Raw genomic sequence first — 14,191 nt, 5'->3', positions numbered from 1 at the left:
TTGATGGATTTGCCTTGTGGAGGCATCATGTATTTATTTTATATCAAGACATGAGGAAGAGGTTTCAATCCTTGTTTTGATGGATTTGCCTTGGGAGGTACTCCAATGGGTGCGATTAGTATTAGAAACATAATGTTTCAATCCTTGTTTTGATGGATTTGCCTTGGGAGGCCGATTGCTGATTCAAACGCCTCATAGTCAATGTTATATATAGATTTTTGTTTTGACTTTTTGTCATTTTTCAATATGTCAAAGAACGTTTTCATTGAATATTTTTATAATGTTCCGTTAGTGTAATTAGTTGATTTACAGTGTCTTAATTATGGTTTTTGCTCATGCTAAAATAAGTTGGCATGCGGATTATTGAATACAGATGTTTCTATAGGTGCAAGATAAGCATCTTCTTTTGTATTTGGTAGCTTTAGGGAAGTGGTTATTCTCCATTATCTCCTGAATATTGGTGATAGACTTTTTTACCAGTTCTTTATCTTTTTCTGATATGAGAACTTCCACCAATTTATGCTTACTTCTTACATAGACCAAGTATCCTTTATTGACCTTTTTATGAAAATTATCTTCGATCAATATGGCATAACAGATTAATTGTTGCCGATAAGTATCAAATATCCGGTCTTTAAACTCGGCAAATTTATAGTCAAGAGGCGCCATGAATCCTGTTTCCAACAAAAGTACTTCGTCAACCTTTCCACGTAGGTAGCCATTTGTCAGATATTGATCCAGCCACTTGGCTTCTACGCCTATTTTTTTTCGTAAATAATCTTTATTCCGCTCTAACTTTTGATCATGCAACTCTCTTCCCTTGATGACCTTGTAGTTTTTTTCTTCATATTGGGGAATGCCCAAGACGTATTCAAAATACGTAAACCTCGGACAGTAGAGGTATTCAATGATATGTGAGGGAGTAAGTGATATCATACCTTAAAAAAAAAGTGAGCGTACTTCATCAGTAACAAAGTCTTTATCAAATGCCTGCCCTAATAGGACTGTCTGCTTTAACTCATCCTTGGACATAGGAAACATGTAGATAGAATCTTTTTCCTCATCGATTAATTCTTCCAATTGAAGGTGAAGGGAGTCGAATTCATTTTTTTCCATGACACCCAAAAATACCGAATATTGAACCCTGTAAAGACCTGATTGCAGGCAGATTTTTGCAGCGCGTGTTCTCGTTTTATTTTTTTGAATATCATACATAACCCATGCTATCATACTTTTCCTATAAGTGCGTTTGCAATTTTGTGGGCATCCATCTGCATGGCATTAGCCCTACTTTGATTTCTTCCCATATAGCGGATATGATCCTGATCTAAATATTTTACGAATTGTTCGACCAAGACAGGCTTACCCTCTTGATTCAGAGAAACTCCTCCTGTAATCTCATTAAAAAAAGCTTTGTTTACTTTTTTAGTCGAAAACAGTCCAAATACGCAGCGCTCGGCATAAATCCGGTAAGGCTCTATAAAGTCAAATACCAGGCTTTTCATATTGTAATCATCCCGATGCATAAAGCCTACGTAAGGATCGAGGCCTGCTAACATCAATGAGCGCTCTACCCTGCCGTATAGAATTCCGTAAGCATAATTAAGCATGGCATTAAAAGCGTCTTTAGCCGGTCTGAAACTGCGGCCTTCAAATGTGTATTCTTTTGGAATAGCTCTACTTAAACCTTCAAAATAAACTCTTCCAGCATTTCCTTCCATAGCACGTAGCATTTCCGCAACATCCTGAACTCGGTTTCCCTGCAAATCCAATACTCTTGATTTATACTCATCAATTTTCTTGGCTTTTGTTTGTAGATCCTCCCGAAGTTTTTCACGATGCTTGGCAAGATCAAGCAAGTACTCGGATTGATTGGCCAGTTTATCACTTATCCAATTCTTTACCCAGTTAAGACCTTCCTGATTAAGACTGGTTTCTAATTGTTGTTTACGAATTTTAGTCGTACTCCCTAATTTACTATGCCAAAAACGGCCCATAGGATGTCCATCATTTTCCACTATCACAATATCAATATTGTGCTTGAGGGCCAAAGCGATAGCATCTGTTGTGATCGCAGCGCCCTTACTGACCACAAAAGAGGTGATTTTATGGGCGGCGATGTGGTTAGTCTTGAATTTTTCCTGTTTGGATTCCCGAACCCGAATTTCAAACATCTCATCTTTGACATGCAGATAAGTTTCATAGGTGTTGATGAAGATTTGCATGAGCGTTAACTGGTTTTTTTGATAACACCAAATCCTCTTGCTACTGATTTACCAATTCCCACCAAATCAGGGATATGCACATTACTGGTAAACTCCCCGCTGAACACGATCATTTTCTGGTCCTTGAATTTGCTGGTTTTTGTAATAAACCTTCCTTTAGCCATAATTTTACCCTCAAGCCATATATTCACGCCTTTGAAAAAACTCAAAAGGTTGTTTCTAAGCATTTGGTCAAGCAGTTGATTTTTTCCAGGTTCATCAGCTTGTAGGTATTTTTTATAGTTTTCTGCATTTAGTGCCATCCAATGGTTGATGAACTTATAATTGAAAAGATCATCAGCTATACCAACCTGATGTTGTTGCTGTGTAATATTTTTGCTGTAAACAGGAAAAATCCTACCTGCGATATCCAATTCGCTGATCTTTAGAAACAAACCAGATAATAAATCGGCTCCCTCTTTGATACCGAGAAGAGTAGGTATGGTGTCTATGACTTTGTACTGCACCAAGGGATATCTGTACCTGCTGCTGCCATCTTCGTAGTGGTTGTGAAGCAAAGGAGAGTGTTCTCGGAAATACTCGCCGAAATAGCCTCTTAGCTTATGGGCATCCCGGGCTTCCAAAGAGATTTCAGGAAATCGGATTGTTGTGAGGAGGAGTTGGGGCATAGGTAAAATTAAAGTTTTAGCTTATCAGGATTTCTACGTGTATCCCAAATGGTAAGAAGAGTTATCGTTTTTTCATCAAAAACATAATACAGTCTATAGCCTCGAATAGTCTTAAAATGGATAAGAGGTTTCTGACTGAATAGTATGCCAATTTCAGGATGGATGGCCAATAAATCAAGAGACTTATTGAAAAGCCTTTCCAGCTTTAGAGAATAACTGACGGACTGATTTCTCAGGTACCAAAACTCCATTATACGGAGCTTATCCTGAACAGCCCTTTGAGTCCATCTTACTTCTCTTTTCCTGCCAACCATTCCTCAAACACTTTGGAGGCCTCCTTTTGGGAGACGGTATTGCCAGATAAATATTGTTTATAACCCTCCTGTACAGCTTTTATTTCGCCACTTTCGAAGGTCTCCTTAGTATCTGCTTCAAGAAAAGCATCCAACCAGTCGTGGATTTCTTGAAGGGTCTCTTGGTCTTGGATGGTTTCGAGACGAGAGATTATTTTTGATTTTATGTTCATAATCAATCTTCCTTTGATATTCAATGTAATTTAAAAAATTTCAACAGGAATTTCTAAGTCCGGCTTCTTGTAGCCGAAATCTAAATCATAGAAACTTTGCCAATCCGAGTCATATATGATAACTTTTTCTTTATCTTCATTTGTGACAGGTCTGACATATTCAGGTATTTTTATAACGTATTTCATCATTTTTGGAAAAAGAATCTTCAATTTTTGCTTTTTTTCAAAATGATTCTCAATGTTTAAAATTTCTATGTAAGAATTCCATGTCTTTTCGGCATCATCTGAAACCGGTATGAAAAAGTTATAAGACTTATATTTTTCTACTATTAATCTGAATTCTTTTTTGGAACCTATGTCATCAAATTTTAATCGATTTATCGATCTAATTAAATCCTGACTTACAGAAGAATTATCTTGAATTCTATTTTTGACACCTAGGAAATACCTTCTATTTAATTCAAAATAGTTTCTTTCCTCAATGATCGAATCATAGATCCTTAAAGTATCTTCTGTTACCGATAATAATGTGGGGTCATAAATTTTCGTTTTTCCACTTTTGAAAAGCTTAACCTCAGAAATGCCTTGTGTTGAATTTCTGTTGCACCTCCCAGCAGATTGGTTAATAGATGATAAAGGTGCAAAATCTCTATAAACCAAGTCAAAATCAACATCCACTCCAGCCTCTATGACTTGGGTTGAAATTAAAATGATTGGTTCTTTAGTTTTTAGGGAAGGTATGATTTGTTCCTTCAGTAGTTTTTCCCTTGAATATGGGATTATCGAAGCAGATAAATAAAAAATATTTACTGATTGTAAATTAGTTTTAAGTTTTTGATACAAATTCTGGGAGTACCTTATGGTGTTACAAATAACCAAAGTTGATTTTGCATTTTGAGAATATTCGTCTGTGATAATATCAGCTAGATTGTCTTCTGAAATATCACCAATGTTTAGCAACTCTTTATTTAGAGCTGTCCTATTCATAGATTTAAAAAAGAAGTCTTCCCCATTCTTAAAACAAAGTTCTCTAGTTTTTCCAGGTAGTAAAATCGGCTGAGTAGCTGTGACTAAAATGAATTTGGTATTAAAAAATCTTGACAGTCCTTCCATCATGAATTCAAGTGCAGGTAGTAGGTTAGCCGGAATCGATTGTACTTCGTCAAGAATGATGATGCTATTTGCCAAATTGTGAAATTTACGTACCTGCCTATTTTGATTCGTAAATACACTTTCCCAAAACTGAATAAATGTAGTTATGGTCACCTCATTTTGCCAACCTTCTGTATGATATTCCCATTGGGGATAATCAAACTCATTTTCTTCCGAATTTTCAGGTACTGCCAGATGGTGGTGAATACCTATTCCATTTAGATTTAACCCTCCGAATTTGAAAATTTCCTGAAGAACTGAGGCATTCTGGTCTATAATTGAGGTAAAAGGTAAGCAATATATAATCCTAAAATCAGGGCTGTATTTCTCTTTTATAAGGAAAGCTGTTTTTAAGGCCGTAAAGGTTTTTCCTAATCCTGTTGGTAGTGTGATTGAAAAAAAATGCTCAGTTCCATAGGTAATGGCATTTTCAACTGCGGTGTTATAAGCAAGTTCTCGAAGCTCATTTATGGAAAAATTAGAAGTGAGTGAATTCCCTTTAAATTCATCGATTATCGAACTTGGAATATTTGATCTTAGAAAATTTTTCTCTTTAAGCATCACATCACCTTTGTCAGCACTAAGTAATAAAGAATAAAGAAAAAGTGTTTTAAAATAATAGGAAGGGTCACTACTTCTATTTAAATTAATCTCAATTTTCTTAAAATCCATAATTTTAAAATCCGCTAGAATTTGATTTATATCTGGAATAACAAAAGGCAAACCGATTTCGTCTGCAATGCTTGCGAATTTTTCAAAATCTATAGTTTTCCCGGCCTTTTCAAAAATTTCTACGTAATTCTTGGGGTTGATATTCCCTAACTCGAAATTTCTAAGAAAACCATGATGTCTCTTTAAGATTTTCATTAAAAGCAAAGACTCTATACTGTACCTTTTCTCTTTTTCAATTGATGCTAAAAAAGCCCATGCTCCAAAATGAGCATGGCTTTTTAGCTCAGGAGAATAGATCAATTCTTTTTGTATATCTTTATTAAGATCTAAAAATGCTTTTAATTGATATGTTGAATAGTACTTGTGCCCTCTACCTTTTAAGATGAGAGCTTCTGTCAAATATACTTGGAAGTATCTTGAAGCCTTGGCCAAGTCATGATAACTAACTAAATTATGTAGGATATTTGCAAGGAAATCTTTAGAGAAAAGGTTTTGGCTTTTCTCTTTAATTAAATAATCAACTACATCTTTTAGTCCTAAAAGATGTTCTTTCAATGTCCTGTCATCATGAGAAATAAGTTCAAGATTCTTCATTACATCATCATTACATCAGATACATTTCCGTTCAGTTTTAATTCATAATGGCCCTTAGAGTTTACTTTTATAGCCTTACCATTGAGATCATAAATTAAACTATCTCTTTTTGTAACCTCCCTGCTAGGATTCATTTCCAATGGATACATGTCCTGTTCTTGAATATGAATATTATTTTCTATCCAGTAATCCTGATCAAAAGATTTCAAATTAGACTTTAGTATGGCAGTTTGAATTAAACTGATACCTTCTTTTTTTTCAACCGATCCTTCTCCTATATACCTAAAGTTTGCCAAACAAAATGCTAATCCAAGAACTGGAGTGAAAACACTTGCTTTTCTTTTTAATGAATCTTTTAACTCATCGACCAACTTTTTATCAGTATGGGAAAAATAAATCCTGTAATGGGGTCTAACAACAAACTCCATCAAAGTAGGTTTCCTGTTGTCTTTGATTGGGCCTGGAGTAGGAGAAAGATTGATGTTTATTCGTTGAAACTGAACAGGGTTGATCAATTGGATGCCTATTTGACATTTGCCTTCTTTAAAACTTGTCAAATATTGGTTTTCTGAATTTTCCATACCGAGAATTGCACCAACCATACCGTATATTGATGTCTTAAATGGCACTGCATAGGATAAAGCAGAAGTAGTGACATAGATTTTTTTGAAGTGGGCAAATTGTCCCCAAATATCAAATACGATCACTCTCTCAGCCATATCAAGTTAAATTTAAAGACTTTGCATTTGTAATAGATTGATTTAATTCTAATCTATCATCTTTTTCTACTGAAACCGAAATGATTTTATCCAAATGCTTTTGTATAACCTTATTCAATAGAGAAACATTGACCACAAAGTCTGATACATCTTCAATTTGATTTGCTTCCTTCCCATTTTTTATATCCAAGGTAAGAAGTTCCAAAAGATCACCAATATAAAAACCAGGTTGGTAGTCAATTTTCACCAACAAGCGTGGCATGTGGCCCTTTTTCGATCTTGAAATCAAATCTTTGGTTCCATGCCACATCCCTTTAAGTAGGTAATCCACATCACTTTTTTGCAAGTCAGTGTGTTTTGCTGCATTTTCATTGATAATTCCATGAAACCCAATAAGACCATAGGTTATATTATATTCTTCTCTGAAAGTCCTTTGTTCAGCCCCTTCTTTGGTTGCAAAAGCACCTGTTCCTTTAATGAAATTCTCTTTTACAGGATGCAATGATCTTCCCATTCCAAATTGTACCGGTCCAGTAAAGTTGAATTTTTTCTTTTCGACAGCTGATACCCCTCCGAAAAGTCTTACATCAATAAATTTTGATTTGAATTCTTTATCATCCTTATAGGCATCACCTCTTTTTTTTCCAGTAACCGGCTTGCCTTCTTCATCTCTGATGAAAATATCTCCATCACTACCTGCTTTTCCATCAAAGCCATTATTCAAAAAATAATCTCTGATAGTTCTTTTCAAGCGAACATCCGTTACTAAGCAATGGTTTGAGTCCTCATCAATCCTCGGCCTATTGGCATCCATGGGTCGCCGTTTGGATTAGCATACTTCAAATCATAAAGAAAAATCAATTCACTTCTGTTTTCAATATTATTCATTGTCTTCTGTATTTTAGTTGTTTAATGCTTTATTTTTTTTGTCAAAATCTTTTTGGAGTACTAATCCCATTGTGAAAGCAAATGAAATTTCATCTTTGGTCGGGTTATCATTAATGGCAAAATACCTTTGGGCAGCAGATTCTAATTCTGGAAATTCTTTTCCGAACTGTCTTAATTTTGAAATTAATTTGGGAAATTTTTTTGTAACTAATTCCTTATCAATATTGAGTCCGTTTAGTTCTTTCATAAAAGCATTGCCGGGTTGGTTGTAAAGAAGTCTTGCAGTCAAACAACCAAATAAGAAAGAACCTTTTAAATAAGATTTCGAGAAATAGGTTGGATGTGCCTCTATAAATCCAAAGGCATCTTGTTTTTCAGTTTGTTGGATTACTTCTGGCATGATGTTATTCTTTTGAGATGTTTTTAATAATTCAAGAAAATATAGGTTAGCTAAAGCTTGTTTCACAGATGAAGCAAACCGATTTTTCTTCGTCGTGAAAATATTTTTTATAATTTAATTTCCAGGTATTTAATATTAATGACAAAAGTTTTAAATCATTGAATTTCTGACCTGTAAAAATGCTGCTCAACAATTTGAAATAGCTGGGTTGTAATACTTTGTCGGAAGTTAAAAAATACTCCCTTAATCTAAATAAGGTGATATTATGTGTAATAATTGTGCCGTCCTTGGTTTTGTAATAAGTGAGCCATTTATACTTTTCCTCTGCTATTGTTTTGCTTTCCAATATTTTACTGATTCTTGAAGGCAATACATCAGATATTTCTAAATGTATTTTAAACTGGGCTTGTTGTTGTTCAAAAAATAGGATGGAATATTGAATGTCAGATCTTTTTAGTTGATCACTATTAACAATTTCATCCAAAAGACTTTCTGAATCATTGATGAAGGCTGCCACTCCTTTTACTTTGGAATCTGCATTAAAAGCGGCCTTATTCAAGAAGGTACTTGCTACCATTTCTCCCAATTCTTGATCTTCTAGAAATATAAAGTTTGGGATAATAGCGTACTTGTATTGTCCAAAAAAGTTTGCCGCAACTTGATTTAATAAAATACCTCTACCTGCCTCTAAAATTGGAATTGCCGATTCTGATATAGGAAACATCTTGTAGGCATCAGAAGCGTTAAATCCGTTTCTCATAAACGAATCAGCGTCAACTGTAAATCCTAAAGTATCCACAAACCCAAAAACCGTTGAAATTTTCCCTGTTAAGGCACAAGTTTTATTTTCCTTTTTAGAGTTCTTATTTTTCTTTTTGAAGTATTTGATGTATGCCTCATTACTAAAAAGTCTTGTATAAGATTCAAATTCTCCCATAAATTTTCCATCCAACTTGAAAGTAATCAGATAACTGAAGTCTGAATTAAATTCTAGTTTACTGAATTCGGTACTGATTTTCTCAATCTCGGATTCTTGAACAATTCGCGGCTTAAGGTTTAATAAACTTTTAGAGATCTTCCTCCAAGTTTTTTCTGGGTTTTGCTTATTTATAAATAACGTAGGTACAATGTTAGTCCCATTTGCACCGGCTGGCTTTCTATATAAATACTTGGGTACAGAGCTAGGGTTAAAGTCTTCAAGATGGAATCCTTTAAATTGCTTATTTTCTACTTCACCAACAATGATCTTCCCCAATTCTTCTCTTCCATCAAAGGGATTCTCTGAAGTACTGAAATAAATTTGTAGATCAGGGTCATTTTGGAGGAGTTTAGAGAATTTATAAAGTGCCGTTATCATGAAAGATTTTTTTTAACTTTAATTTATGAACAAGCTGCAACCAAACAACCCCTTCGCCAAGGACCCGGAAGCAGAACTCGCTAAAAGACTCTAGCATGCTAAACCCCTCACGAGTGAAGAGTTCCTTAAGCGATTGGAAGAAATCCAAAAGCAAGCTAAAGGATCAGAAAAAGCATAAGTGGTAGCATTCATGGGGTTTTATTTTATACCTTGAAGTCTGTTGATTTTCAAATTTTCAACTTTCAATTTGCTCTGCTTACCAACTAAATCTTTTTAAAGATACTAACTTCACAGCAGAAAAAAAATACCCAAATTTAGGTATTTTTATTTTGTGTCAGCCATTGTCAGAAAAAATGCTTTTTTCATGTCTATGGAGTCCTTAATTCTATGTTATCGACGGTCTAAGTATTAAGTTTTTAACAGTCCTTGCCCATTTCGCTGGAAGACTCTTTGTAATTTGGCCAATAGTTTACTGCGTCCATTGTGGGTCTATACTGGGTTCAACTGCACTAAGCGTATTATAAGAGCATGTAATATCAACCATATGTATATTCCTATTCCCCCTGTTTGGAAGCCTACCAATCAGGATGCCTTTATCGTTTGCAGTCGCTTATCGTTTGTGGATGTAGTTCTAAGGCTGAAACGATGCGTGCTTCATTTCCGGCACTTCAGTCACCCCTTTTCCAATAGTAAACATATAATATTATGAGCTTGGTAAAATCGAGGTAAAAGTGGACAAAAGAGAATAACTGAAAAACTTTTTTAAGATTATGTCAGAAAATGCGGTTCCTGTTGCAAAAAGTACGGTTCCAAAGGAAAGACCACACCTTCAATAATCAGCTGAAAATCCTTTATAATTGATGTTCAGAGGAGCAGTTTGTCCCCTTTGCAAATCTTGGGCTAATGCATCCAAAACCGAAGGCTAAATTGAATCTTTTCCTAATTAAATTTACACTACATGAATGTTCCAAGTACCAAAAAAAATGGAGGAGTTGAACCTGAACGAAGTTCTACCCCTTAAGTCTGAAAGGATTTGCCGAGAGGCCTTACCTACAGTAACCCTAAAAGCTGGGCAATTACGAACTCAGTGCGGATCTGATCTGTGCTGAGTTTTATTTTTGCTTCTTCGTAGTAGCGTTCTCGGATGGAAAGCAGGTCCTGTAGTTTCATACGGGCCTCTGCGGTATTTAAACCAGCGAACATGGGGCGCTGTTCTCGCGCTTCCTGATGCAGTCTTTGGACGATTTCATCTGGCTCTACAGCCAGATACAGGGTATGTGAGGCAGCATTTAGCCGTTCCATGTTGTCATAGAAGCAGGGAGCACCTCCACCTGTGGCCAGGATGAAATGTGATGTTCGTGCGAGAAAGTTTTGGAGAACATCGCGTTCTTTTTGGCGGAAGCCCGCTTCCCCTTCTTCCAGAAATAGCGCTGGAATGCTGTTACCGTAGGTCTCTTCGATGAGCTGATCCAAGTCATAGAAAGGCACTTTAAAGCTTAGGGAGAGCGCCTACCGAAGGTGCTTTTTCCGGAGCCTGGTAAGCCAACTAAGCTGATACGGATATTTTTTTCCATGGTCCCTAGCGCGTGAAGATCTCCAGTAAATCCGCCCAAGAGGGGAGTGTGCGGTAGTGATACTTTTTCAGGACCGTCCCTTCGTTTAGCAGTAGGAGGCCAGGATTCGAGCGGATGATGGTTTTTAGGACGGTGGCATCTCCCTGATAGTAGGGGAAGTCCCAGTTTTGGCTTTGGAGGAAAAGCTCGATTTTTTCGGCCGAGTTAGCCGCCAAAATGGAGGGCTGGATTCCTGCTTGTGCTGCTTTTTGGAAGAGGTCTTCGATGTCATCGAGCATTTTGCGGTCCATCTTGTCGATGTCTGTGATGATTAAAATGGCCTGCTTGCCACTGAGAATTTCCGCGGTGAAGTCTCCTTCCGGGTTCCAAACGGCGAAATCTGCTATTTTAGGTAATGCTTCTTCGTTCGTCAGGATCATTTCCACGAAGGTGTAACTGTCGTCTTCTGGATACTGGTCGAAGGTGCGGCGCTCACCGTCTTTTTCCATTGATGTAGGCATACTGCAGGGGAGCAGAGGGGAGCATGGCTTCCGGAATATTAACCCCTTCTTTATAGGCTCTGAAGTCGATAAAAGGTAGGGTATTGATCGCAGTGATGGCGATGAGGATGCTGAGCAGGGTGCAGATGCGTGTGGTCCAGATGGCCCAAGTAGGGCTGCTGCTGGGCAGTTCGCGGCGGTATAGGAACAGGACGCCGATCAAGACCAATAGCACAACATCTTTATAAAAAGACTGCCAGGGGGTCAGTTTAATCGCGTCTCCAAAGCAGCCACAATCCGTCACCTTATTAAAGTAGGCGGAGTAAAAGGTCAGGAAGGTAAAAAATAGGACCATGGCCCCGAGTGCATAAACAGTAAAGCGAAGGCGCGCACCGACGAGGAGCATCACACCCAGCACCACCTCCGCCACGACTAAGATCACGGCGATTTCTAGCGAGAAGAGTTTAAATGCGCTGAAGAAGCCGGCGATGTCCGCAGCGAACACGTCGAAATATTCCTCCATTTTAATGGCCGTACCTACGGGGTCATTTACTTTTATCAGGCCAGAGAAAATAAACAGGCCTCCCACAAAGAAGCGGATAAGGGCAAGCAAGTACTTAAGCATGAGCGTTTAGTTTTATCAAGCAGAACACGGCATAATTTAAAATGTCTTGGTAGTTTGCGGCGACCCCTTCGGAAACGATGGTTTTGCCGGCATTGTCCTCGATCTGTTTCACGCGGTACAGCTTCATCAGGATAATATCGGTGATAGAACTTACGCGCATGTCTCTCCAGGCTTCTCCGTAGTCATGGTTTTTTTGGCGCAGCAGCGCCAATGTCTGGTCTACCCAGTGGTCGTAGCGTTTTTCTAACTCCTCATAGGGGATCTCGATGCGTGGGTCCTGCTGGAGCTCCAGCTGCAGAAGTGCGATCAGGCAGTAGTTGATGATCCCGATAAACTCATCGTGAATCGGTTCTGCTACCTGTTGGGTGCCTTTCTCTTGGATGCTTCGGATACGCTGCGCCTTGATGAAAATCTGATCGGTGATGGAGGGAAGTCGCAGGATGCGCCAGGCCGTACCGTAATCTTTTGTTTTGTTCGCGAATAATGTTTTACAATGGCTGATAACTTGTGTATATTCGCTTTCAGTATGTGTTTTCAAGGTTTTTTTATTAAATGACGCGGCAAGGTTCAACTTCTAACACTTCGGGAAACGAAGATACTTTATTTCCACGTAAATTTACACTGAATAGCAGAGGAAAACTCCTTTTGCTGGATCGTCCCTGGGTGATGGGCATCCTAAATGCTACGCCCGATTCCTTTATGGGGGCAGTCGGGTTAGCGGTGTGGAAGCAGGGCTGACGCAGGCGACTAAGATGTTAACCGAGGGGGCGGATATTTTAGATGTAGGGGGATATTCCACTCGTCCAGGTGCTGATGAGGTCAGTGAGCAGGAGGAAATCGAACGCACGGCGCCTCTCATTCAGGCGATTCTAAGGCGCCATCCGCAGGCCTTGGTGTCCATCGATACCTTTCGTGCCGGCGTGGCCCGTGCGCACTGGAGGCGGGAGCGCACTTCGTTAATGATGTGTCGGGGGGGCATTTAGATGCGGAGATGCTGCCCACAGTAGCAGCCTTCCGTGTGCCCTATATCGCGATGCACATGCGGGGGAACCCGAAAACCATGCAAGGCCTTACCTCTTATCAGGACCTGCTCCAGGAAATGCTTTTTTACTTCGCACAGGTGCAGGACCGCTGTAGGCAGGCAGGTATTCACGACGTGATTTTTGATCCGGGATTTGGCTTCGCCAAAACATTAGAACAGAATTATGAAATTTTAAGACATTTAAATACTTTTCCAAAACTCCTTGGCCCGATTTTAGTTGGCATTTCAAGGAAGTCTATGATTTACAAGGTGATAGACACAGATGCGAATGGGGCTTTAGCCGGAACGACCGCCTTACATATGGTGGCGCTACAGCAAGGGGCGAACGTTCTTCGGGTGCATGATGTTTTAGAAGCAGTACAGACGATTAAATTATTTAAGACGCTATATTCTTGACACTTTTATTTAAAATAGGATTTTTAGAGATTTCCCTTGTCAATATTATTGACATACTGCTTGTGAGTGCTCTGATGTATCAGGTGTATAAGCTACTGAAGGGGAGTGTAGCCATAAAAATATTTTTAGGCTTCCTATCGCTGTACCTGATTTACCTGATGGTAAACGCGCTTCGGATGGAGCTACTTTCCGTGATTTTAGGCCAGTTTATGGGGGTAGGGGTAATCGCTGTGATCATCATCTTCGCGCCGGAAATTCGGAAGTTCCTTATGATCGTCGGCAGAACGTCTTTCCTATCGAACGAGAATGTTTTAAAAGAGCTGCTATTTTGGAGAAAGAGAGAAACGCAAGCTTTTAATATTAGCCCCATTATCGATGCGACGAAAGCACTGTCCGGTTCGAATACGGGCTCGCTGATTGTACTTTCCCGGAATTCTGAGCTTAAATTTTATGCCGAAAGTGGTGATTTAATCGACGCGGTGGTATCGAAACGGCTTTTGATCTCGATTTTTAATAAATATTCACCTCTACATGATGGTGCAGCGATTATCTATAACGGTAAGGTAAAAGCGGCGCGTTGTATTTTACCTGTTACCGAGCGTGATGTTCCCGCGCAGTTTGGCCTTCGCCACCGTGCCGCGATCGGAATGTCTGAGGCTACAGAGACCCTGGTGCTGATCGTGTCAGAAGAAACAGGACAGGTGTCGCTGGCCAAGAACGGGAAGCTACTTCACAATCTTTCTTTCCAGGAGCTGCGCGAGATGCTGAACGATTATCTCACAGGTGTGGATGTAGATGACAAGTTCGAGCCCATCGCTGCATTCGAAGGGAAAAAACAGAAAACGACGTAAGCATACGCCGACACGTAAGTCAT

Annotated in this window: 15 protein-coding genes and 2 pseudogenes; 2 read left to right on the top strand and 15 right to left on the bottom strand. The window is 38.7% G+C overall.

Annotation, left to right across the window (positions count from 1 at the left end; translation table 11 throughout):
* Positions 1-360: 360 nt before the first annotated feature.
* The 15 genes and pseudogenes from cas4 to A3SI_RS13050 all read right to left on the bottom strand — a co-directional run bounded on the left by cas4 (position 361) and on the right by A3SI_RS13050 (position 12,417).
* Positions 361-936 (bottom strand): CRISPR-associated protein Cas4, encoded by a 576-nt coding sequence (gene cas4 / locus A3SI_RS13115; RefSeq protein ID WP_009056616.1) that lies wholly within the window; start codon positions 934-936, stop codon positions 361-363.
* Between the two features lie 3 nt (positions 937-939).
* Positions 940-1,230: a CRISPR-associated endonuclease Cas2 gene (gene cas2, locus A3SI_RS13110; protein WP_040670922.1), complete on the bottom strand. Its 291-nt coding sequence runs from the start codon at positions 1,228-1,230 to the stop codon at positions 940-942.
* A complete protein-coding gene (gene cas1, locus A3SI_RS13105; protein WP_009056613.1) occupies positions 1,227-2,225 on the bottom strand; it encodes a CRISPR-associated endonuclease Cas1 in 999 nt (332 codons plus the stop codon). The genes cas2 and cas1 overlap by 4 nt, the downstream gene beginning before the upstream one ends.
* A gap of 5 nt (positions 2,226-2,230) precedes the next feature.
* Positions 2,231-2,893, bottom strand: coding sequence for a CRISPR-associated endonuclease Cas6 (locus A3SI_RS13100; protein WP_009056611.1), 663 nt, complete (start codon positions 2,891-2,893; stop codon positions 2,231-2,233).
* Between the two features lie 8 nt (positions 2,894-2,901).
* Entirely contained in the window at positions 2,902-3,144 is a 243-nt protein-coding gene (locus A3SI_RS13095; RefSeq protein WP_238531758.1) for a type II toxin-antitoxin system RelE/ParE family toxin, read from the bottom strand.
* 38 nt (positions 3,145-3,182) lie between these two features.
* Positions 3,183-3,419, bottom strand: coding sequence for a hypothetical protein (locus tag A3SI_RS13090; RefSeq protein WP_009056608.1), 237 nt, complete (start codon positions 3,417-3,419; stop codon positions 3,183-3,185).
* Between the two features lie 30 nt (positions 3,420-3,449).
* Positions 3,450-5,837, bottom strand: coding sequence for a CRISPR-associated helicase/endonuclease Cas3 (locus A3SI_RS13085; protein WP_009056605.1), 2,388 nt, complete (start codon positions 5,835-5,837; stop codon positions 3,450-3,452).
* Positions 5,837-6,556, bottom strand: a complete 720-nt coding sequence (gene cas5b, locus A3SI_RS13080; RefSeq protein ID WP_009056604.1) for a type I-B CRISPR-associated protein Cas5b — start codon at positions 6,554-6,556, stop codon at positions 5,837-5,839. The genes A3SI_RS13085 and cas5b overlap by 1 nt, the downstream gene beginning before the upstream one ends.
* A gap of 1 nt (position 6,557) precedes the next feature.
* Positions 6,558-7,370, bottom strand: coding sequence for a type I-B CRISPR-associated protein Cas7/Csh2 (gene cas7b / locus A3SI_RS13075; RefSeq protein ID WP_009056602.1), 813 nt, complete (start codon positions 7,368-7,370; stop codon positions 6,558-6,560).
* Between the two features lie 87 nt (positions 7,371-7,457).
* Positions 7,458-7,910, bottom strand: a complete 453-nt coding sequence (locus tag A3SI_RS21710) for a CRISPR-associated protein (protein ID WP_009056601.1) — start codon at positions 7,908-7,910, stop codon at positions 7,458-7,460.
* Complete coding sequence (locus tag A3SI_RS13065) at positions 7,891-9,201, bottom strand: CRISPR-associated protein, family (RefSeq protein WP_009056599.1); 1,311 nt, start codon at positions 9,199-9,201, stop codon at positions 7,891-7,893. Before A3SI_RS13065 ends, A3SI_RS21710 begins: the two co-directional genes overlap by 20 nt.
* Before the next feature lie 1,050 nt (positions 9,202-10,251).
* Positions 10,252-10,695 (bottom strand): annotated as a pseudogene (locus tag A3SI_RS13060) (shikimate kinase); the annotation flags it as partial.
* A gap of 85 nt (positions 10,696-10,780) precedes the next feature.
* Positions 10,781-11,263, bottom strand: a complete 483-nt coding sequence (locus A3SI_RS22865) for a hypothetical protein (protein ID WP_316929205.1) — start codon at positions 11,261-11,263, stop codon at positions 10,781-10,783.
* A complete protein-coding gene (locus A3SI_RS22860; protein WP_316929204.1) occupies positions 11,247-11,879 on the bottom strand; it encodes a DoxX family protein in 633 nt (210 codons plus the stop codon). The genes A3SI_RS22865 and A3SI_RS22860 overlap by 17 nt, the downstream gene beginning before the upstream one ends.
* Positions 11,872-12,417, bottom strand: a complete 546-nt coding sequence (locus tag A3SI_RS13050) for a DUF1599 domain-containing protein (protein WP_009056595.1) — start codon at positions 12,415-12,417, stop codon at positions 11,872-11,874. Before A3SI_RS13050 ends, A3SI_RS22860 begins: the two co-directional genes overlap by 8 nt.
* A 214-nt stretch (positions 12,418-12,631) precedes the next feature.
* Here A3SI_RS13050 and folP point away from each other — a divergent pair.
* A pseudogene (gene folP / locus A3SI_RS13045) lies at positions 12,632-13,317 on the top strand (dihydropteroate synthase).
* Complete coding sequence (gene cdaA / locus A3SI_RS13040; RefSeq protein WP_009056591.1) at positions 13,314-14,168, top strand: diadenylate cyclase CdaA; 855 nt, start codon at positions 13,314-13,316, stop codon at positions 14,166-14,168. The pseudogene folP and the gene cdaA overlap by 4 nt, the downstream one beginning before the upstream one ends.
* Positions 14,169-14,191 lie beyond the last annotated feature (23 nt).

This window comes from Nitritalea halalkaliphila LW7, from assembly GCF_000265075.1.
GTDB lineage: Bacteria > Bacteroidota > Bacteroidia > Cytophagales > Cyclobacteriaceae > Nitritalea > Nitritalea halalkaliphila.
This window is presented reverse-complemented; position numbering and strand designations above follow the sequence as displayed.

Excerpts from the sequence above, each read along its gene's own strand:
- cas4 (WP_009056616.1), bottom strand. The coding sequence starts at position 936 with ATGATATCACTTACTCCCTCACATATCATTGAATACCTCTACTGTCCG.
- cas2 (WP_040670922.1), bottom strand. The coding sequence starts at position 1,230 with ATGATAGCATGGGTTATGTATGATATTCAAAAAAATAAAACGAGAACA.
- cas1 (WP_009056613.1), bottom strand. The coding sequence starts at position 2,225 with ATGCAAATCTTCATCAACACCTATGAAACTTATCTGCATGTCAAAGAT.
- A3SI_RS13100 (WP_009056611.1), bottom strand. The coding sequence starts at position 2,893 with ATGCCCCAACTCCTCCTCACAACAATCCGATTTCCTGAAATCTCTTTG.
- A3SI_RS13095 (WP_238531758.1), bottom strand. The coding sequence starts at position 3,144 with ATGGAGTTTTGGTACCTGAGAAATCAGTCCGTCAGTTATTCTCTAAAG.
- A3SI_RS13090 (WP_009056608.1), bottom strand. The coding sequence starts at position 3,419 with ATGAACATAAAATCAAAAATAATCTCTCGTCTCGAAACCATCCAAGAC.
- A3SI_RS13085 (WP_009056605.1), bottom strand. The coding sequence starts at position 5,837 with ATGAAGAATCTTGAACTTATTTCTCATGATGACAGGACATTGAAAGAA.
- cas5b (WP_009056604.1), bottom strand. The coding sequence starts at position 6,556 with ATGGCTGAGAGAGTGATCGTATTTGATATTTGGGGACAATTTGCCCAC.
- cas7b (WP_009056602.1), bottom strand. The coding sequence starts at position 7,370 with ATGGATGCCAATAGGCCGAGGATTGATGAGGACTCAAACCATTGCTTA.
- A3SI_RS13065 (WP_009056599.1), bottom strand. The coding sequence starts at position 9,201 with ATGATAACGGCACTTTATAAATTCTCTAAACTCCTCCAAAATGACCCT.
- A3SI_RS22865 (WP_316929205.1), bottom strand. The coding sequence starts at position 11,263 with ATGGAAAAAGACGGTGAGCGCCGCACCTTCGACCAGTATCCAGAAGAC.
- A3SI_RS22860 (WP_316929204.1), bottom strand. The coding sequence starts at position 11,879 with ATGCTTAAGTACTTGCTTGCCCTTATCCGCTTCTTTGTGGGAGGCCTG.